The following is a 19,834-nucleotide window of genomic DNA, read 5'->3' as shown; positions in this document are numbered from 1 at the left end:
CGTTAAAATTTAATGAGATTCCCTCCCGATAGCCATCAAGGTTCGGCGGAATTAAAAAAAGCATAAACTCAAATGAAAAACATACCCTTATCCAAAACACACATAGCGCTCGGTGCAAAAATGGTGCCTTTTGCGGGCTTTAATATGCCTGTTCAATACGAAGGCGTTAATGTAGAACACGAAACCGTTCGAAATGCTGTGGGCGTTTTTGATGTTTCCCACATGGGCGAATTTTTAATTGAGGGCGAACATGCTTTGGAACTCATCCAACAAGTAACCAGCAATGATGCTTCCAAATTAACCATAGGAAAGGCGCAATACAGTTGCCTACCCAACGATACGGGCGGTATTGTGGACGATTTAATTGTGTACCGCATTAAAGAAACCACCTATTTATTGGTGGTAAATGCCAGTAATATTGAAAAAGATTGGCAGTGGATACAGTCTAAAAACAAGGTGGGTGCTACCATGCGCAATTTAAGCGACACGTATTCGTTATTGGCCATTCAAGGGCCAAAAGCTATTGAGGCGATGCAATCGTTGACGAGCCACGATTTATCAGCCATTCCATTTTACGGTTTTATTGTGGGCGATTTTGCAGGTATTGAACATGTAATTATTTCGGCAACCGGTTATACTGGCAGTGGCGGCTTTGAAATTTACTGCAAAAACAGCGAAGTAAAACAAATTTGGGACAAGGTTTTTGAAGCAGGCGCAGGTTACGGCATCAAACCCATTGGACTGGCAGCGCGCGATACCTTGCGTTTGGAAATGGGCTATTGCCTTTACGGAAACGATATTGATGATAACACATCACCCATTGAAGCTGGTTTGGGCTGGATCACAAAATTCACTAAAAAATTCACGAATTCTGAAGCTTTAGAAAAAGAAAAACAAAATGGGCCAACGCGCAAATTAATCGCATTCGAGTTGAACGAACGTGGCATACCCCGTCATGGTTACGATATAGTTGATGCAAACGGCACTAAAATTGGCGAAGTTACTTCCGGCACCATGGCACCTTCATTAAACAAAGGCATTGGTTTGGGCTATGTGCCAATGGCTTTTGCGGAAGTTGGCAGTACTGTTTTTATCCAAATCCGTAAAAATGCCATTCCAGCAACCGTTGTAAAACTTCCGTTCTACAAAGGTTAATCCTACTTTTAATGAATGAAACCCCTAACGATAAAAAACACCGCATCTTAATTTTAGGTGCCAGTGGCTTTTTGGGAAATGCCATTTATAAAGAACTCTGCCCCTATTTTAAAACCTTTGGCACTTACAACAGGTCCAATAACCAGTTAGAAAAAAACAACCATTTTTTTCAATTTAATCTGGAAGAAGATGATGTTTACGAAATTCTGGACCTTGTAAAACCAACCATCATCATTTCGGCACTTCGCGGTGATTTTTCAAAGCAAGTCATTGTGCACCAACACCTTGCGGAATACGTGTTTTCAAATAAAATAAAACTGCTGTTTTTATCTTCGGCCAATGTTTTTGATGCATACAGCAAATACCCAAGTTACGAACTCGATAAAACCCTAAGCCACAGCATTTACGGCCATTTCAAAATAAAAATCGAAAATATTCTGTTGCGCTTGCCAAAAAAGCAAATCGCCATTTTACGGCTGCCCATGGTTTTTGGTGCCAATTCACCACGTATCCAAAAAATTGTGCAACAAATTAAATTAAAGGAACCTGTTGAAGTGTTCCCCAATTTAATAATGAACGTGATAAACGACCATAAGGTTACCCAACAAATCCATTACATCATCAACCGAAATAAATCGGGGATTTTCCATTTGGGAAGTACCGATTTGGTGCACCACGATGAATTTATTAAGGATGTAATAAATGCACTGCAAATACAAAATGCCCGCTACAAACAGGTTTACACCACCAACGACGACCGTTATTTGGCCGTTTTGCCAAAATACAACCTGCTCCCAAAAAATTTACAATTGCTAAGTCAGGAATTACTGAGCGATTTAATAATATAGCATTTGGGCGTTCCCCTATCGGGTCGGGTTTTCCCCTACAAGTCCTCGCAATCCCAATTAGCATCGGGCTTGCTGTGGGCTTTCCGGTACAACCCCTAACGCGGGCATACTAGCATCGTTTAGGCATGCCCCAAAAGTTTTTCTGTTTAAAAAACCATGGCAACCAAGGCATATTCATTTGAAATCAGTAAATTTACAATCAACCTAAAAAACAGGATTATGAGCAAGCTTTCAGAAAAAGAGATAGAAAAACGATTGTTGGATTTCCCCGATTGGGATTATTATGATGGTGCCATCCACGCCGAATTTGAATTTGAAAACTTCAAGGATTGTTTCAGCGCCATGAGCCGCATCGCTTTTGAGTGTGAAGCATTAAACCATCACCCCGATTGGTCCAACACCTACAATGTGTTAACCATTTCATTAGCAACCCACAGCGCCCATGGTGTTACCGAGAAGGATTTTCAATTGGCCAAAGCTATTGAAGCCATTGTTGAACCTGAGGATGAAGACTAAAAATTTCAAAAAATAAATTCCAAATTACATGCAATATATTATCATTTAAACCTTTTTCAATTTACAGAATTTTTTATTTTTGCGGTGGTTAAAAAACATAAAACCTTTTACCTTAATAACTTTTTAACCTTATAACCATATAACCTTTTAACCTTATAACTTTTAAAATGGGAAGAGCTTTTGAATTTAGAAAAGCACGTAAAATGAAACGTTGGTCGGCCATGAGTAAAGCATTTACGCGTATTGGCAAAGATATTGTAATGGCAGTAAAAGAAGGAGGTCCCGATCCTGCCGGCAATGCACGGTTGCGGGCGGTTATGCAAAATGCCAAATCGGTAAACATGCCAAAGGAAAACGTTGAACGTGCCATAAAAAAAGCAAGCGAAAAAGACCAGGGCGATTACAAGGAAGTTATTTTTGAAGGCTATGCACCCCACGGTATCGCCATTTTGGTTGAAACCGCCACCGATAACAACACCAGAACCGTTGCCAACGTACGCAGCTATTTTAACAAATGCGACGGCAGTTTGGGCACCTCGGGCTCGGTGGTGTTTATGTTCGACCATACCTGCAATTTCAGGATCAATGCTCAAGGTTTGGATGCCGAGGAAATTGAACTGGAATTTATCGATTATGGTGCTGAAGAAGTGTTTGCCGATGAAGATGGCATTTTAATTTACGCGCCTTTTGAAAGTTTTGGCACCATTCAAGCGGCTTTGGAAGAAAAGGGCATTGAGATATTATCATCCGGATTTGAACGTATGCCGCAGGTTACCAAAAAGTTAACCCCCGAACAAGCTGCCGATGTTGAAAAACTTCTGGAAAAACTGGACGACGACGATGATGTACAGAACGTATATCACACCATGGAGGAAAACGAAGAATAACCCTCATATAAATAACCAAAACAAAGGCCATCAGTTTATGATGGCTTTTTTCATTTTATAGAACCAATTTATTTTTAAAGAATAGCGCGCATTTACAAGGTTTTAACATTTATTATCCATTTTATTTCATTCATTTCATTTATTTTTAGCTGCATTATTCAGTAATTTATAAATTCCGCACAGTAAACAACCTTATTAAGCATCGTATGAAAAAAAACAATTTCCTGCTTGCCCGTATTGCCTGTATTTTTTTAACAACCTTGTTTTTGTTAGCATCACAAAATACAGATGCCCAAAACAAGAAAAAAAAGAGTAAGAAGGGTGAAAAAACCGAAATGCCGGCACCTCCAGCAAAAAAAGAAAAAACAATTGCCGAACTTGTTAAATCAAGTAAAAAAATTGAAGGTTTATTTCCCATTTACCAAGATACCATTACGGGGTCTTTACAAATGTTAATATCTGATAAACAGATAAATAAGGAGTTCATTTATTTTAGCCAAATATCCAATGGCGTTTTGGATGCCGGTAGAATCAATCGTGGGGCGTACATGGGCTCGAAGGTTTTAAAAATTGAAAAATACTTCGATAAAATTGAATTTGTTGCCCAAAACACCTCGTTTTATTTCGATCCGGAGAGTCCACTTTCCAAATCTAAAGAGGCCAATATCAGCCATGGCAATATTGCAAGCATCCAAGTTGATGCGCGCGATGAAAAAAACGGACTATATTTAATTAAGGCCGATGAGCTTTTTTTGAACGAAACCTTTGCGCAAATAAAAAGGCCCAGTGCGCCGGGAGAATCCCCAACGGCATTCAAGCTGGGAAGTTTGAACAAATCGAAAACCAAAATAAACAGAATAAAAAATTATCCTGAAAACACAAACTTCGAGGTCGAGTACGTGTATTCATCGCCTTCTGTATTAAACAACGGTTCCAATGCGGTTGCCGATGGCCGAAATGTGAGCATTAAAGTGTTTCAAAGTTTGATGGCAATGCCCGAAAACGATTATGAACCAAGGTTCGACGACCCTAGGGTTGGTTATTTTACAACGGAGGTTGATGATAAAACGTCCACAAAAAGCATCAATTATAGAGATTTTATTCATCGTTGGCACTTAAAAAAGAAAGACCCGAATGCCGCTATTTCCGAACCTGTTGAACCCATTATCTGGTGGATTGAAAATTCCACCCCATTGGAGTGGCGCGAAACTATTGCCAACGCCGTTTTGCAATGGAACGTAGCTTTTGAAAAAGCAGGTTTTAAAAATGCCATGGTTGTAAAAGTGCAACCCGATGATGCCGATTGGGATGCAGGCGACCTAAAACACAATGTGTTGCGTTGGACCTCGTCTCCCGAACCGCCCTTTGGTGGTTATGGCCCCAGTTTTGTAAACCCAAGAACCGGTGAAATATTGGGTGCCGATATTATGCTGGAATTTGCGCATTTTACAAACCGTGTGCTTTATGATAAAGTTTACAATTTGGCAACATTGGAAACTCCGTATGAAGCTTCGAAGGTTAATGAGCACGATACGGCATCCTGCTCTTTTGGCCATCAATTACAGCAAGATGTTATGTTTGCAAATGCCGTAGCATCTGCTTATGCCAATTCCGATTTTGAAATGGAACGCATCAAAAAAGAATCGATGACAGCCTTGATAATGCATGAAGTTGGCCACACCTTAGGGCTGAACCACAACATGAAAGCGAGTCAGTTATTTTCACCCGAACAACTGGCAGATCCCGAGTTTATCAAAGGAAAATGCTTAACCGCATCGGTTATGGATTATGCCGCTTTGAACATCAATAAAGACCGAAGCAAACAAGGCCAATACGATGATGTGGCCGTTGGACCTTACGATGTTTGGGCCATCCAACTGGGTTATACGCCGTTTAAATCGGAAAACGACCGGCAAGCGTTATTAAACGAATCGACCAAACCAGAACATATTTTTGGAAATGATGCCGACGACATGCGCGCCCCTGGAAAAGCTATAGACCCACGCGTTAATGTTTCCGATCAATCAAACGACCAAATAACTTGGGCTATTGATAGAATTGAACTGGCAAACAACCTGATGAAGGACATTAAAAGTAGATTTTCAAAAACCGGTGAATCTTACGAGGAACTTCGACGCATATATTACTTGTTAAGTTCTCAAAAAGCAACCTCAGGAACCGTTATTTCACGATTTATTGGCGGTGTGTATGTTGACCGCGCCATGGTTGGCCAAAATGGAAGCACGCAACCCTATACGCCGGTTAGTTTAAAAGACCAAAAACGTGCCATGGCCGCTTTAAGCAAGTACGTGTTTGCTGCCGATGCCTTTGACGCACCCAACGATCTGTACAATTATTTGGCCATGCAACGCCGTGGTTTTAATTTTAGAAATACTGAAGACCCAAAAATTCATACGCAAGTACTCACTTACCAAAAAAATGTACTAAACCATTTATTGCATTACAATACCTTGCAACGAATTTCAGATTCTGAATTATATGGCAATGAATACACGTTATCTGCGTTTATGACCGACTTAAACAATGCCATATTTAAAGCGGATATTTACGGGAACGTAAATTCGTTTAGGCAAAACCTGCAGTTGGAATATACCAACATGCTCATTGCCATCCTTACAGGAAAATCCAATGCAAGTTATGCTAATAATGTAAAGTCGTTGGCATTATATAACTTAAAAAACATAAAAACCATGACAGGAGCAACGGGCGATATTGCCTCTATAGCACACAAACAGCATTTAAAAACTTTGATTGACAATGCTTTAGAAGAAGTTAAATAAAGCATCGTTATATCAAAAAGCAAAAAGCTACTTCGTTGTGAAGTAGCTTTTGTTTTTATTGCTAGTGATGTTTCTTTTTAGGAACAAATACCTGTTTACTTTATGTTTCATGCCTAAGCAATAATTTTAATTCAATTATTGTGCCATTTTTAAGAATAATGAGGTATTTTCCCCTTAACGCCTTCGTAGAATTGACGCATAAACTTAAAATCGGCCTCTATATCATCGGTAGGATAAAAAGGCTCCGAAATTTTATTTTGTTTGTTTTCAAAATCGAGGGTAAACATAATAATTGGCACCTGTGCCTTTTTGGCAATATGATAAAAACCGGTACGCCAGGTTGCTACTTTCTTTCGGGTGCCCTCGGGCGATAATGCCATTCTAAATTCGTCTTTCCCTTTAAATAATTGCGCTATGGCCTCTACTTTATTTTCATTGGCGCCCCTGTTAATGGGGCTGCCTCCCAAAACCTTAAAAAACCAGCCAAACGGAAAAACAAACAGTTCTTTTTTTCCAACAAAATTTGTTTTTACCTGCAATACGGCCCGTAGCAATACCCCGATATAAAAGTCGTGCCAACTGGTGTGTGGCGCCGCAATGATGACTGCTTTTTTAACGGTGCTTTTAGATATATTGGTATTGCCAACAACCTGCCAGCCCAAAAGTTTAAAATAAATAAGTTTGGCAAGCCATTGCATATTACATTTTCAGGTAAAGTTCCTTTAATTTTTTTGGCGTTATGATGCTTTTCCAGTTTTTACCCAGTGCGTTTTCCCAAAGTGGCACTAAGTTTAATGCAATAGTTATCATAACATCAAACTCGGTATCGCTTAAATTGCTGCAAATGCCTTGTGGTAAAGCGATGTTGTGCTTTTGTTTCATGGCTTTAAAAATAGCCACGCCTTCTGGATAAAATTCCTCTAAATGGTCAAAAACAATGCAGTTGCCTATACCGTGTTTAATACCTAATAAATACGATAGCCCGTAACTCATGGCATGTGCGACGCCAACTTGCGAATAGGCAATGCTCATACCACCGTGCCAAGAAGCCATCATCAATTTTTCCTGCAATTCAATTTCAGATAAATTGTTTTCCAAAAAAATTTCCTTGCACAAGCCCAAAGCCATATCGCCGTAGGTTTGGCTAAAGGTGTTTAGGTAGCTTCCTGTTAACGATTCAATGCAATGGATATAGCAGTCCATACCCGTATAAAACCATTGGTCTTTTGGTACGTCTTTAGTGAGTTCGGAGTCTAGGATCACCTGATCGAAGGGTGTGAAATCAGAATTGATTCCCAACTTCTTTTCAGGCCCCATAAGTACGGTTGTTCTGGAAACTTCGGCACCGGTACCCGATATGGTAGGAATACCAACATGATAGATTCCTGGATTTTTTATCAAATCCCAGCCTTGGTAGTCTTTAGCCTCACCTTCGTTGGTGAGCATAAGCGATACCGCCTTGGCCAAATCTAAAACAGAACCGCCACCAATGCCTATTATGCCCGAAGGCAATGCCTTTGTAGTAAGGATAATAGATTCAACCAATGCATCAACCTGCGACGTTTTTGGCTCTTCTTCCGTTGATACAAAAATAATCCTATCGTCATACGATAGCGATAGTCGTGAAGTTAACCAATTATTGTTTTTAAAAACAGCATCTATCAAATAGATAAATGGGGCGTCGATGCTAACACGCTTTGGGGCTAAAATTTCATTTAATTGATTGAAACTACCTCTGCCAAAAACAACTCTTGGCACCATTGGAAAGTTTTTGTAATTCATTCAAATATTCTCTTTTTCAATTTTCAAAAATACTTTATTTTAAGTGAAACTTGACGGTTAATTTAATAATTTAAGTAGGTCGCGTAAACTATTGATGGTTTTATAGGTTTTACCATTGGTTTCCTGTTCTGTTACCTGTTCGTGCACCCATGTTGTGTGAAATGGAACATGTATGGCATGTGCTTTTAAATTCACTAACGGCAACACATCCGATTTTAGCGAATTGCCAATCATTAAAAACTCTGAGGGCTTAATGTCCAGATGGTTTAACAATTTTGAGTAATTGCCCTCCCGCTTTTCGCTTAGCACTTCAATATGGTGGAAGTATTTGGTCAATCCCGATTTTTCCAATTTCCGTTCTTGGTCCAACAAATCGCCTTTGGTTGCCAATATCAACCGGTATTTTTTTGAAAGCACTTCCAAAACCTCTTCAACGCCATCAAGCAATTCTACTGGTTTATTGAGCATATCCTTCCCTATTTGGAGTATGGATTGGATGGTTTTTGTGGAAACATTGAAGTTTGATTGCTCCAAAGCACTTTCAACCATGGAGAGCACAAATGCCTTTACGCCATAACCGTACAGGGGCAAATTATCGATTTCTTTTTTGAAAAGCTCTTGGTCGATTGTATTTATGGTTTCGTATTCAGATAATAATTTACCAAATTCAACCTCGGCTTCCCTAAAATAGGTTTCGTTAACCCATAAGGTATCATCGGCATCAAAACCAATAACTTTAATATGTTCGTAAACTTTCAGCAATGTATGGTATTAAAATTTTTAATTTGCTTAAACAGATTGTATGCTTCGGAAGCAAAACTTTGTTACTTCCATTGTTTTTTGGCGCGTTCCAAATCTTCGGGCGTATCAATTTCTACACCTTCGGTAGTGGTTTCAACCATTTTAATGCGTTTGCCGTATTCTAAATACCGTAACTGTTCCAATTTTTCCGAAGCTTCAAGCTTCAACATGGGGAAATGGTAAAAATCCAACAGGGCTTGTTTCCTAAAGGCATAAACTCCTTTATGTTTAAAATATTTTACGGCAACGCTTTTATCCCTTTGGTATGGAATAGGGCTTCTGGAAAAATAGAGTGCAAAATTTGAGTTATCAACCACCACCTTCACGGTATTGGGGTTGTTGATGTCGTCTTCATTGGTAATATGAACCATTAACGATGCCAAATCGATATTTTTTTCATGGTCGTCCTTAAAAACGCTTATAAGTTTCTGCAACGATTCCTTATCGGTAAAAGGCTCATCACCTTGTACGTTAACCACAATATCAATATCTAAAAACGCTACCGCTTCAGCAATCCTATCACTACCACATTCATGTTCCTTTTGGCTCATCATGGCCTTGCCACCATGATTTATAATTTCGTTGTAAATAATGTCGCTATCGGTAACTACCAAAACATCGTCAAACAAATGGGTATTGATAGTGGCTTCGTAGGTTCGCAAAATTACCGTTTTACCACCCAGATCTTGCATGAGTTTTCCGGGAAAGCGTGAGGCGCTATAACGAGCGGGAATCATGGATATTATTTTCATAGTCATTTAATTCTGCTTCAAAAATAGGATAATTTTTTATAGCTTATTGGGTTTGGATGTGCTAAACTTTTTATAGAGTTTAAAAATGATAAAGAACACGATAAGCACAAATACAAAGGCCAATAAAGGGAGAAAAATGGAAACGACCGACATCACTAAAGAAGTGCCCGTTTCGATGGTTGAAACGATAGGGTTTGCTACACCGCCCGTTGTGGCGGTTGACGTAATGCGTGTGGCACTTGAAGTACCTGAAATTGCCGCAGCAGTACCACCCCCAGCAATAATGGCCAATGCCCAGGTTACCACCGGACTTAAATCGGATACGGTTGAAAGCATAACCGCAGTGCCCGCCAATGCTGCCAATGGCACCGAGATGGTATCCAAAAGATTATCGACATACGGAATAAAATAGGCAAAAATCTCAACAATAGTAGCTACGCCCAAGGTTATTAGTGCCGTGGTACTGCCTATCCATTGCCAAGCGTCGTTGAGTTGCCACACATTAAAATAGGCGGCCAAACTTAATGCGAACAAGGGTAAAAATACCCGAAAGCCTACCGATGCGGAAAGCCCAATGCCAAGGCAAATACTAATGATGGTTTCTAGCGTCATAAGCCCTAAATCTCTAAAGCCCCTAACTTCCCGAAGGAGCACTTTTGCTTACGTTAATTTTTAATATGCAGTCATTTAAAAACTACATCTGTACCTTTTTGTTATTATTCAAAGTTATTCTTTTTTTCCGCACAAAAAAGTCCCTTTTGCAGATTTAGGGGCTATGCTTCAAAAAAATCGTCCTTAAAACCAATAAGGTACAATTTTTCCTTGGCTCGTGTTACGGCAGTATATAACCAGCGCAAATAGTCCTTATCGATGCCGTTGGGCAAATAAGGCTGCTCTACAAATACGGTATGCCATTGCCCACCTTGCGATTTGTGGCAGGTAATGGCATACGAAAACTTAACCTGCAACGCGTTAAAGTGCTTGTTTTCTTTTACTTTCATAAACTTTTTATAGCTACTGGTTTCGTTTTCAAAATCCTTCATAACTTCTTGATACAATCGGTTGGAATCTTCGTAGGATAACGACGGGGTTTCGGCATCAATGGTATCTAACAACAACACGGTTTCAAACGGTTGCATCTTGGGGTAATCGACCATGCGTATTTTAACTTCCGCAAAGCGAAAACCGTATAATTCTTCTATCTTAAAAATTTCCAGGACCTCTACTATATCGCCGTTTGCTATAAAACCCGCCTCGGTGGTTGCTTTTATCCAAAAATAATTATTTTTTACAACCATTAAGTAATCGCCTGCCGACAATTCGCTTTCATTAAATAAAATGCGGTTTCTTATTTGCTGGTTGTACAAATTGGCACGCTTGTTACTGCGCACAATAAAGGCGGTTTCCTCATTGCCCAAGGTGCTGTAAGCATCGTTTATGGCATCCATAATGTCGTACCCATCGGTTAGCCTTACAATGTCTTTAAATCCCGCCAAATCGAACTTAAAGGCATTGTTGTTGCCATAAGATAGTGCTTCGCGCAATACCGTAGCATTAACAAGGATGCCAGAATCTTGTTCTTGCCGCATTACTTCATCCAGTTCCATTTTCGATACGGTTTTATTGTAATGCAATGCGAGCCTATTTTCATCCAATGCAGGGCTTAAATCTAATTTTACGGGTGGTAATTGCGCGGTATCGCCAATTAATATTAGCTTACATTGCTGGCCCGAATACACGTATTGCATTAAATCGTCCAACAATGATGCGCTTTCAAACGATTTGGAATCGCCCGGGGTATCGGGTATCATGGAAGCTTCATCAACAATAAAAATGGTGTTTTTATGCTTGTTTGGCTGTAAAACGAACGATACGCCACCCCCTTTTTCCTTTTTGGGAAAGTATATTTTTTTATGGATGGTAAAGGCCTCCTTTTTGGAGTAATTAGCCATTACTTTAGCGGCCCTTCCCGTGGGCGCCATTAACACCGCACTTTTTTTTATTTGCCACAAGTTATTAACTAGGGTGCCTATAATGGTGGTTTTTCCTGTGCCCGCATAGCCTTTTAGCACATAAAGGGCATTTGGCGCCCCACTAACGATAAATTCTGAAAGTTGCAGTAGCACCATATTTTGCTTGGTGGTAGGTTGAAACGGAAACTGCTGTGTTATAAGGGAATAAAATTGCGATGGCGACATTAAAAAAGGCAAATTATAAATTATTCAAAGATAGAAATGATTTTTAGCAAGAATACGTTTTTGTGATTAAAAAAAAATTGTAGATTTGCGAAAGACCTTTGATAAACTATTTTTAAATTAAAAAACGATTATGTGGAATTTTATTCTTATTACTGTTGCAGTGATACTGCTTACAATTGGCTTGGTAAAGTTGGTTGATAAATTTATACCTGCAAAATTTAAACCCGTTTTAAATATTGTGCTTTGGGTATTGATTGCTTTTCTTGGATACCAAACGTACATGTCTATTTACACGCCTATTTTATTTAACCAAGAAAAAACCAAGCGTTATGCCGAAGTAATTAAGAATTTAAAGGATATTCGCGATTCGCAATTGGCCTACAAACAAGTTAATGGCAAGTTTACCGATAGTTTTGATGAATTGGTAAAATTTATTGAAAACGGAAGATATACAATCATTCAGCGTCGTGATTCTAGCATTATCGACCAGGAAATGACAAAACGTTTTGGCGTTGACACTTTTAAGGACATTGTAATTGTGGATACTTTAGGCCATGTTTCCGTTAAGGATTCCTTATTTAAAAACTCCACACGCTACAAAACCATGATGAACGTATCCGTTGGAAAAGAAGGCGCTAAATTTGAATTGAAGGCAGGATTCTTGGAAGAAAGCGACATAAAAATCCCGGTATTTGAAGCCTCTGTAAAAAAGAACGTGATATTATTTGACCAAGATCCAGATATGATTGCGCAAGAAAACCAAGTAGTATCGGTTGATGGCGTAAATGGCGATGCACTTAAAGTAGGCTCCATGACCGAGGTGAACACCAACGGTAACTGGCCAAAAACCTATGGCTCAAACGAATAACAATACAAACAAACCCACCCCATTAGAACTGTCCATTCAAATAAGCTTGAGTGGACTTTCTTTTTGTATCCTGCAACGCGATACCAATACCATTACGGCCCTAAAGGAAGTCGATTTTCAAAAAAAATTAAACCCCATCGAGGTTTTGGATGCCTTAAAACACCTGCTCAATACTGAAAAAATCATTCAAAATACCTTTAACGCCATTACCGTTATTCACGATAACGAGCTGGCAACCTTAGTGCCCAAACCCTTGTTTAATGAAGATTGTATTGCCGATTATTTGAAATTCAATTCTAAAATCCTCATTTCCGATTTTATTGCCCACGATGAAATCGTTACCAACGACAGCATAAATGTTTATGTGCCCTATATGAACATAAACAACTTTATTTACGACCAGTTTGGGGCTTTTACATTCAAGCACATTTCAACCATTTTAATTGAAGAAATACTGCATTTGGAAAAAAATAGCAGCAGCCCGAAAGTGTATGTAAACATTAGCCAAAACCACTTTGAGACCGTAGTTGTTAATAATGCAAAACTACTGCTGTACAACGCCTTTGAGTACCATTCAAGTGAAGATTTTATTTATTACCTGTTGTTTACTACCGAGCAACTAAACCTAAACCCCGAAATATTCCATTTGGTTTTTATAGGCAACGTAACAAAGGAAGATGCGCTTTACAACATGGCCTACCAATACATTAGGCATATTGGTTTTGGAACCCGAAATGAAACCTATAACTACCGTGTGGCCCCAAAAACCGATCATTCAAATTTCACGTTAATAAAAAGCTTGTAATGCGCATTATTTCAGGAATTTACAAAAGCAGAAAAATTGTAGCACCAAAAAATTTGCCCGTTCGCCCAACCACCGATATGGCCAAGGAATCACTGTTCAATATTTTAAACAACCTTTTTTATTTTAACGAATTGATAGTTTTAGATTTGTTTGCAGGCACCGGAAACATTAGCTACGAGTTCGCTTCAAGAGGTGTTGGGCAAATTACCTGTGTCGATCAGGATTTTGGGTGCATCAAGTTCATCAACCAAACGGCACAAACCTTTAAAATGCCCATTCAAACCATTAAAAGCGATGTGTTTAAATATTTGGAGAAAGCAACACAACAGGCCAACATCATATTTGCCGACCCACCGTATGATTTACCTGATACCGAATTTGAAAAAATCCCAGAACTGGTTTTTCAAAACAACCTATTATACCATGAAGGCTTGCTAATCGTAGAACATTCCAAACACACCAACCTTTCCCAATTAAAACATTTCAGCTATTCAAAAAGTTACGGCGGCAATATGTTCAGTTTCTTTGAAAATTAAGCCTTATGCCTTATGCCCTATGCCTATTCCCTCCCAAATACCCCCCAATAACCTAATAACTTAATAACCATCCACCCCACCATGCCTATTGCCTATTCCCTCCCAAACAATAACTCAACACCCCAATAACCCAATAACCCAATAACCCAATAACCTAATAACTCAACACCCCAATAACCATCCACCCCACCATGCCTACCGCTTTATGCCCATTGCCTATTCCCTCCCAAACAACACCCCAATAACCCAATAACCCAATAACTCAACACCCCAATAACCATCCACCCCACCATGCCTACTGCCTTATGCCCATTGCCTATTCCCTCCCAAACAAACACCCCAATAACCCAATAACCCAATAACCCAATAACTCAACACCCCAATAACCATCCACCCCACCATGCCTACCGCTTTATGCCCATTGCCTATTCCCTCCCAAACAAACACCCCAATAACCCAATAACCCAATAACTTAATAACTCAACACCCCCCCCCTCATTTTCACCAAACAATGAATTTCATCGGATAAAACGTAACCTTAATATAATTAGTTAACATGTTAAAGTTATTTTTTACATATTTGCGGTGCTATTAACAAACCCAAATCAAAAAAATGCAATATCCAGAATTAAAAAAACTTCATAATACCACCGTATTGGTAACAGGTGGTGCAGGCTTTATAGGCTCCAATTTATGCGAAACCCTTTTAGCCAATAATATAAAAGTGATATGTTTGGATAATTTTTCAACAGGCAAAAGAAGCAACATTGAACCCTTTTTAAACGCGGAACACTTTACGCTTATCGAAGGCGACATACGGAGTCTGGACGATTGCAAAAAAGCCTGCGAACGAGCCGATTACGTGTTGCACCAAGCGGCATTAGGTTCCGTACCACGATCCATAAAAGACCCCATTACCACCAACGAGGTAAATGTTTCGGGCTTTTTAAACATGCTGGTCGCTGCACGCGATGCAGGTGTAAAACGCTTCATTTATGCGGCAAGTTCTTCTACTTATGGCGACCATGAAGCGCTTCCAAAGGTTGAGGACACCATTGGCAAACCCTTATCGCCTTATGCCATCACCAAATATGTTAACGAGCTTTACGCCACTATTTTCCATACCACCTATCAGTTCAATACCATAGGGCTACGCTATTTTAATGTATTTGGCAAACGTCAAGACCCCAATGGGGCCTATGCAGCGGTCATTCCTAAATTTGTTCAACAATTTATTAGCCACCAATCGCCCATCATCAATGGCGATGGCAGCTACTCGCGCGATTTTACCTATATCGACAATGTGGTACAAATGAATGTCTTGGCATTAACCACCGAAAACACCAACGCCCTCAATACGGTTTATAATGTAGCTTACGGCGAAAGGACTACCCTGCTGGAACTGGCAAATGCCTTAAAAACCTATTTATCTGAGTTTGATAGGGCTATCAGTGCCATTCCTATTACACATAGGGAAAACAGGTTGGGCGATATCCCCCATTCCTTGGCATCCATTGAAAAAGCAAAAACCTTATTACATTACAACCCCCAATACAATATCAACCAAGGCTTAAAAGAAGCCGTAAGTTGGTACTGGCAACATTTAAAATAAAATAAGTTATAAGGTAATAAGGTGATGTGGTTATAAGGTTAAAAAGTTTTAAATAATGTTGAAGTTTCCACAGCCACAAACAACTAAATAACTAAACAACTAACCAACTAAACAACTAACCAACTCAACAACTAAACAACTCAACAACTCAACAACTAAACAATTCAAAAATGAACAACATCAAAATAGCAATCATTGGCTTAGGCTATGTAGGCTTACCCTTAGCACGATTATTTGCCACAAAATACCCGGTTGTAGGTTTCGACATCAATCAAAAACGCATCAACGAGTTGCAGGCTGGTAACGATGTAACCCTTGAGGTAGAACCACACCTGCTTAAAGCCGTTATTAAAAGCAGCAATACCAACGACATCGGTTTGTACTGTTCGGCGCAACGCGAGGCTATTAGCGACTGCAATTATTACATTGTTACCGTTCCTACGCCCATCGATAAAAACAACCGACCCGATTTAACGCCCCTGTACAAATCCAGCGAAACCGTGGGCAAGGTCTTAAAAAAAGGCGACATTGTTATTTATGAATCGACCGTATATCCCGGGGTTACCGAAGAGGAGTGCATCCCGGTTTTAGAAAAAGTAAGTGGCCTGAAGTTTAATCACGATTTTTTCGCTGGCTATTCCCCCGAGCGCATCAACCCGGGCGATAAATTGCATACCGTCGATAAAATATTAAAGGTAACCGCAGGCTCTACGCCCGAAATCGGACAAAAAGTAAACAACCTGTACGCCTCGGTTATTACGGCAGGCACCCACCTTGCTCCTACCATTAAAGTAGCCGAAGCTGCCAAGGTTATTGAAAACTCGCAGCGCGACATCAACATCGCTTTTGTGAACGAACTGGCAAAAATTTTCAATCTCATGAATATCGATACCCATGCGGTTTTGGAAGCGGCAGGTACCAAATGGAACTTTTTACCCTTTAAGCCCGGTTTGGTAGGTGGCCACTGCATTGGTGTCGATCCCTACTATTTGGCGCAAAAAGCCCAAGAGGTGGGCTACCACCCCGAAATCATACTGGCGGGCCGCCGCGTAAACGATGGTATGGGCCAATATGTAGCATCAGAGATCATCAAGTTAATGGTGCAAAACGACATCCGCATCAAGGGAGCCAAAATTTTAAACCTGGGCATCACCTTTAAGGAAAATTGCCCCGATGTACGCAATACCAAAGCGGTGGACGTGATTAACCAGCTAAAAAGTTTTGGCACCGAAATCACCATATTCGACCCCTGGGCAAACCCCGAAGAAGTAATGCACGAATATAACCTAGAAACCACAACCCGTTACCCTGAGCTTGTCGAAGGGCAAACCAAGTTCGATGCCATCATTTTAACGGTGGCACATAAGGAGTTCCTAAGCATCAATTTATCGGCGCTATTAAACCCCAATGGCATTCTATACGATGTTAAGGGCGTATTAACCGAAAAGGTGCATGGGAGGTTATAAAATAAAGTTTTAATAAATACTAAAAACAAATCATTTTGAGCCAATTAAAAAAAGGAGCCTTACTAAATTATGCTACTATCTTCCTAACAAATGCAGTAGGCCTTTTTATAACGCCTTTCATATTAAACCATGTAGGTAATTCTGAATACGGCATTTACATCACAATCGGAGCTTTAGTGGGTACAATTTCCGTACTTGATTTAGGGCTGAATAACACTATCGTTCGTTTTGTAGCCAAATACAGGGCAGAAAATGATAGAAAAGGCGAAGAGAACTTTTTAGCGACCACGATGCTCATTTATGCTGTGTTATCAGCAATGGTTTTTATGTTTGGTTTCATTTTTTATGGGTATATAGATACCTATTTTACGAAAATGAATGCTGAAGAGATTCAAATAGCAAAAACAATATTTATTCTCTTAATATTTAATATTGCCATAGGCCTGCCCGGGGGAAGCTTTACGGGTATTTGTTATGGTTACGAAGTTTTCGTATTTCCCAAGACAGTAAATCTAATAAGATATGTTTTAAGGACCTTAACAGTTATAGGAGTTTTAACTTTAGGGGGCAAAGCCATAGCTTTGGTGGTTATTGATACCGTTTATAACGCCATCTTTTTGTGTATAGAAATCTATTATGTCTTTTACAAGCTTAAAGTAAAATTTAAACTGCATGAGTTTAAATTAAAATATATAAAACAAATTTTTAGTTACTCATTATGGATTTTTGTATTTGCACTAGTTGCCATGTTTCAATGGAAAGCAGGACATTGGGTATTAGGTAGAATAGCTACCCCAGAGGTATTAACTATTTATGGAATTGGAATTACTTTAGGAACATATTATGGTGCTTTTTCCACGGCTATTTCAAGTCTATTTTTACCAAAAGCTACACAAATGACTGTAAACAATGCGACTGCATCTGACTTAACAGATGTTATGATTAAAATTGGCCGGATTTCTTTTATTGTTTTAATGTATATTTTCATCGGCTTTTTACTCTATGGAAAAGAATTTGTTTTCTTATGGGTTGGTTCTGAAATAGGAAGAGATGGCACGAATGAAATTTGGCTTATAGCTTTAATAATTATGATTGCTTATACTGTACCTCTAATACAGTCATTTGCAAATTTAATTCTTGAAGCGAAAAACAAACTTGCTTTTAAAGCTAAATTATATCTATTTTTTATGATAGTTGGAACCATCTTTGGAGGCATTTTGGCTAAAAAATTTAATGCCCTAGGTATGATATGTGGCTCTGTGTTTGGCTGGATACTTGTACAAAATGTTATGAATTATTACTATTATAAAAATATAGACTTAAATATTTTAAGATTTTTTAAAGAGATATTCAATAAAACTGGGATTGCAATTGGAATTGTTTTGGTCATCGGTTTTTTAATAGACCTTATACCAGGTTTTGATTGGATTAATTTTATTGCTAAAGGAATAGTTTATTCCATAGTTTACATAATTGTATTATATTTATTAGGTATGCGTGATTCAGAAAAAGAACTATTAAGTCCTTTTTTCTTAATATTGAAAAATAAACATAAATATTTTTTAAAAAAACCTAAAATATGAAAACAGACACATTGTATAAAAAGAAAGTTTTATTTGTTATCGATTCATTAGGGTCTGGTGGTGCAGAAAAAGATTTAGTTAGCGTTTTAACCCTAATAAATAAGGATAAATATGAAATTGATTTATTGACTTTTAACAAAGGTGGATTATATGAAGACATTATTCCTGTTGAAGTGACAAAATTACCACTATTACAATATTCACAGTACCTAAACGGATGTAAGAAAGACATAAGTTTCTTAAATGCAGCAAAATTTTTCGGTATTAGAATGTATGCTTTTGCTTCAAGAAGAATATATAAGTTTACAACAAAACTTCTTAAAATACGCAGGTTGCACCCAGCGCAATTAAATTGGCAGCTTACTAATATTGCATTCGATAATTTACCCAAATACTATGATGTTGCCGTTGCTTTTAGCCAAGGCTTGCCTACCTATTTTGTAACAAAAAAAGTGAATTCAAAAATAAAGCTTTGTTGGGTGAACACAGATTATAAAAAAGCAAATTATTCAACGAAATTTGATTCACCATATTATGATGTTTTCGATAAAATAATTAATATATCTCCAAAAGGAGAAAATATTTTTTTAAATCATCATGAAAAACAAATTCATAAATCTTTAATAATATATAACATAATCTCAAAACAAATAATAAGGAAAATGGCTGATGAAAAATGCGATTTTCCTTATGGCTATAAAGGAATAAAATTATTGACTATTGGAAGATTGGTTCCACCAAAAGGGTATGATTTGGCGATAAAGGCAAGTAAAATCTTAAAAGAAAAAAATATTAATTTCAAATGGTATGTTATTGGTGAAGGGCCTTTAAAAAGCAGTCTGGAGAAATTAATATCAAAATTAAAGTTAAAGGATAATTTTGTTTTTCTTGGAACATTTCCAAACCCATATCCGTTTATAAATAAATGCGATATCTATTGTCAACCATCTGTTTTTGAAGGATTTGGTATCGCACTTGCAGAAGCTAAAATTTTATGCAAACCAATTATAGCTACTAATTTTGAAGTAGTTTATAATCAAATAAGAAACAACGAAAACGGTATGATAGTAAAAATGAATCCGTTAGAATTGGCAAATGCTATTGAAAAATTAATTTTAGATATAGAATTAAGAAACAACTTTATTGAGAAACTTAAAACAGAAAAAATAGAAACTAAAAAAGAAATCAATAAAATAGAAGCCTTATTGGATTTATAGAACTATA

At 38.3% G+C, this 19,834-nt stretch carries 18 protein-coding genes; 12 read left to right on the top strand and 6 right to left on the bottom strand.

The features are described from left to right. The first annotated feature begins 72 nt into the window (after window positions 1-72). The 5 genes from gcvT to GQO80_RS01220 all read left to right on the top strand — a co-directional run bounded on the left by gcvT (window position 73) and on the right by GQO80_RS01220 (window position 6,207). Window positions 73-1,155, top strand: coding sequence for a glycine cleavage system aminomethyltransferase GcvT (gene gcvT, locus GQO80_RS01240; RefSeq protein ID WP_157206377.1), 1,083 nt, complete (start codon window positions 73-75; stop codon window positions 1,153-1,155). A gap of 11 nt (window positions 1,156-1,166) precedes the next feature. After that, window positions 1,167-2,003 (top strand): sugar nucleotide-binding protein, encoded by an 837-nt coding sequence (locus tag GQO80_RS01235; RefSeq protein ID WP_157206376.1) that lies wholly within the window; start codon window positions 1,167-1,169, stop codon window positions 2,001-2,003. Between the two features lie 219 nt (window positions 2,004-2,222). Continuing rightward, entirely contained in the window at window positions 2,223-2,519 is a 297-nt protein-coding gene (locus GQO80_RS01230) for a 4a-hydroxytetrahydrobiopterin dehydratase (protein WP_157206805.1), read from the top strand. Window positions 2,520-2,686: 167 nt separating this feature from the next. Then, window positions 2,687-3,406, top strand: coding sequence for a YebC/PmpR family DNA-binding transcriptional regulator (locus GQO80_RS01225; protein ID WP_157206375.1), 720 nt, complete (start codon window positions 2,687-2,689; stop codon window positions 3,404-3,406). Window positions 3,407-3,612: 206 nt separating this feature from the next. Then, on the top strand, window positions 3,613-6,207 hold the full coding sequence (locus GQO80_RS01220) for a zinc-dependent metalloprotease (RefSeq protein ID WP_157206374.1): 2,595 nt from the start codon (window positions 3,613-3,615) through the stop codon (window positions 6,205-6,207). 149 nt (window positions 6,208-6,356) lie between these two features. Here the strand turns inward: GQO80_RS01220 and GQO80_RS01215 are convergent, their stop codons facing one another. From GQO80_RS01215 to GQO80_RS01190, 6 genes are all read right to left on the bottom strand, one after another. Further along, window positions 6,357-6,905: a 1-acyl-sn-glycerol-3-phosphate acyltransferase gene (locus GQO80_RS01215; RefSeq protein WP_157206373.1), complete on the bottom strand. Its 549-nt coding sequence runs from the start codon at window positions 6,903-6,905 to the stop codon at window positions 6,357-6,359. A gap of 1 nt (window position 6,906) precedes the next feature. Beyond that, on the bottom strand, window positions 6,907-7,968 hold the full coding sequence (locus GQO80_RS01210; protein ID WP_232333093.1) for an iron-containing alcohol dehydrogenase family protein: 1,062 nt from the start codon (window positions 7,966-7,968) through the stop codon (window positions 6,907-6,909). Between the two features lie 78 nt (window positions 7,969-8,046). After that, complete coding sequence (locus GQO80_RS01205; protein ID WP_394350989.1) at window positions 8,047-8,751, bottom strand: HAD family hydrolase; 705 nt, start codon at window positions 8,749-8,751, stop codon at window positions 8,047-8,049. Between the two features lie 62 nt (window positions 8,752-8,813). Continuing rightward, window positions 8,814-9,542, bottom strand: coding sequence for a 3-deoxy-manno-octulosonate cytidylyltransferase (gene kdsB / locus GQO80_RS01200; protein ID WP_157206371.1), 729 nt, complete (start codon window positions 9,540-9,542; stop codon window positions 8,814-8,816). Between the two features lie 36 nt (window positions 9,543-9,578). Next, window positions 9,579-10,154 (bottom strand): DUF4126 domain-containing protein, encoded by a 576-nt coding sequence (locus GQO80_RS01195; RefSeq protein WP_157206803.1) that lies wholly within the window; start codon window positions 10,152-10,154, stop codon window positions 9,579-9,581. A 161-nt stretch (window positions 10,155-10,315) separates the two neighbouring features. Beyond that, a complete protein-coding gene (locus GQO80_RS01190; protein ID WP_157206370.1) occupies window positions 10,316-11,740 on the bottom strand; it encodes an ATP-dependent DNA helicase in 1,425 nt (474 codons plus the stop codon). Window positions 11,741-11,870: 130 nt separating this feature from the next. Here GQO80_RS01190 and GQO80_RS01185 point away from each other — a divergent pair, with 130 nt between their 5' ends. The 7 genes from GQO80_RS01185 to GQO80_RS01155 all read left to right on the top strand — a co-directional run bounded on the left by GQO80_RS01185 (window position 11,871) and on the right by GQO80_RS01155 (window position 19,827). After that, on the top strand, window positions 11,871-12,608 hold the full coding sequence (locus GQO80_RS01185) for a hypothetical protein (protein WP_157206369.1): 738 nt from the start codon (window positions 11,871-11,873) through the stop codon (window positions 12,606-12,608). Further along, entirely contained in the window at window positions 12,592-13,413 is an 822-nt protein-coding gene (locus GQO80_RS01180; RefSeq protein WP_157206368.1) for a DUF3822 family protein, read from the top strand. The genes GQO80_RS01185 and GQO80_RS01180 overlap by 17 nt, the downstream gene beginning before the upstream one ends. Then, the gene (locus GQO80_RS01175) at window positions 13,413-13,949 is read left to right on the top strand and encodes an RsmD family RNA methyltransferase (RefSeq protein WP_157206367.1); all 537 of its coding nucleotides are present in this window, start codon (window positions 13,413-13,415) and stop codon (window positions 13,947-13,949) included. The genes GQO80_RS01180 and GQO80_RS01175 overlap by 1 nt, the downstream gene beginning before the upstream one ends. 613 nt (window positions 13,950-14,562) lie before the next feature. Beyond that, the gene (locus tag GQO80_RS01170) at window positions 14,563-15,561 is read left to right on the top strand and encodes an SDR family oxidoreductase (protein ID WP_157206366.1); all 999 of its coding nucleotides are present in this window, start codon (window positions 14,563-14,565) and stop codon (window positions 15,559-15,561) included. A 170-nt stretch (window positions 15,562-15,731) separates the two neighbouring features. Then, window positions 15,732-17,027 carry a nucleotide sugar dehydrogenase gene (locus GQO80_RS01165; protein WP_157206365.1) on the top strand — a complete coding sequence of 432 codons (1,296 nt, stop codon included), beginning with the start codon at window positions 15,732-15,734 and terminating at the stop codon, window positions 17,025-17,027. 35 nt (window positions 17,028-17,062) lie between these two features. Continuing rightward, window positions 17,063-18,610 (top strand): lipopolysaccharide biosynthesis protein, encoded by a 1,548-nt coding sequence (locus tag GQO80_RS01160; RefSeq protein ID WP_198037706.1) that lies wholly within the window; start codon window positions 17,063-17,065, stop codon window positions 18,608-18,610. Further along, window positions 18,607-19,827, top strand: coding sequence for a glycosyltransferase (locus tag GQO80_RS01155; RefSeq protein WP_157206363.1), 1,221 nt, complete (start codon window positions 18,607-18,609; stop codon window positions 19,825-19,827). The genes GQO80_RS01160 and GQO80_RS01155 overlap by 4 nt, the downstream gene beginning before the upstream one ends. Window positions 19,828-19,834 lie beyond the last annotated feature (7 nt).

The organism is Mariniflexile maritimum (assembly GCF_009746565.1).
Taxonomy (GTDB): Bacteria; Bacteroidota; Bacteroidia; order Flavobacteriales; family Flavobacteriaceae; genus Mariniflexile; species Mariniflexile maritimum.
Note: the sequence above shows the minus strand (reverse complement) of the source record. Positions and strands in the feature narration are given on the sequence as shown.

Excerpts from the sequence above, each read along its gene's own strand:
- GQO80_RS01180 (WP_157206368.1), top strand. The coding sequence starts at position 12,592 with ATGGCTCAAACGAATAACAATACAAACAAACCCACCCCATTAGAACTG.
- GQO80_RS01175 (WP_157206367.1), top strand. The coding sequence starts at position 13,413 with ATGCGCATTATTTCAGGAATTTACAAAAGCAGAAAAATTGTAGCACCA.
- GQO80_RS01195 (WP_157206803.1), bottom strand. The coding sequence starts at position 10,154 with ATGACGCTAGAAACCATCATTAGTATTTGCCTTGGCATTGGGCTTTCC.
- GQO80_RS01225 (WP_157206375.1), top strand. The coding sequence starts at position 2,687 with ATGGGAAGAGCTTTTGAATTTAGAAAAGCACGTAAAATGAAACGTTGG.
- GQO80_RS01220 (WP_157206374.1), top strand. The coding sequence starts at position 3,613 with ATGAAAAAAAACAATTTCCTGCTTGCCCGTATTGCCTGTATTTTTTTA.
- GQO80_RS01235 (WP_157206376.1), top strand. The coding sequence starts at position 1,167 with ATGAATGAAACCCCTAACGATAAAAAACACCGCATCTTAATTTTAGGT.
- GQO80_RS01170 (WP_157206366.1), top strand. The coding sequence starts at position 14,563 with ATGCAATATCCAGAATTAAAAAAACTTCATAATACCACCGTATTGGTA.
- GQO80_RS01185 (WP_157206369.1), top strand. The coding sequence starts at position 11,871 with ATGTGGAATTTTATTCTTATTACTGTTGCAGTGATACTGCTTACAATT.
- GQO80_RS01155 (WP_157206363.1), top strand. The coding sequence starts at position 18,607 with ATGAAAACAGACACATTGTATAAAAAGAAAGTTTTATTTGTTATCGAT.
- kdsB (WP_157206371.1), bottom strand. The coding sequence starts at position 9,542 with ATGAAAATAATATCCATGATTCCCGCTCGTTATAGCGCCTCACGCTTT.
- GQO80_RS01210 (WP_232333093.1), bottom strand. The coding sequence starts at position 7,968 with ATGGTGCCAAGAGTTGTTTTTGGCAGAGGTAGTTTCAATCAATTAAAT.
- GQO80_RS01230 (WP_157206805.1), top strand. The coding sequence starts at position 2,223 with ATGAGCAAGCTTTCAGAAAAAGAGATAGAAAAACGATTGTTGGATTTC.
- GQO80_RS01215 (WP_157206373.1), bottom strand. The coding sequence starts at position 6,905 with ATGCAATGGCTTGCCAAACTTATTTATTTTAAACTTTTGGGCTGGCAG.
- GQO80_RS01190 (WP_157206370.1), bottom strand. The coding sequence starts at position 11,740 with ATGTCGCCATCGCAATTTTATTCCCTTATAACACAGCAGTTTCCGTTT.
- gcvT (WP_157206377.1), top strand. The coding sequence starts at position 73 with ATGAAAAACATACCCTTATCCAAAACACACATAGCGCTCGGTGCAAAA.
- GQO80_RS01165 (WP_157206365.1), top strand. The coding sequence starts at position 15,732 with ATGAACAACATCAAAATAGCAATCATTGGCTTAGGCTATGTAGGCTTA.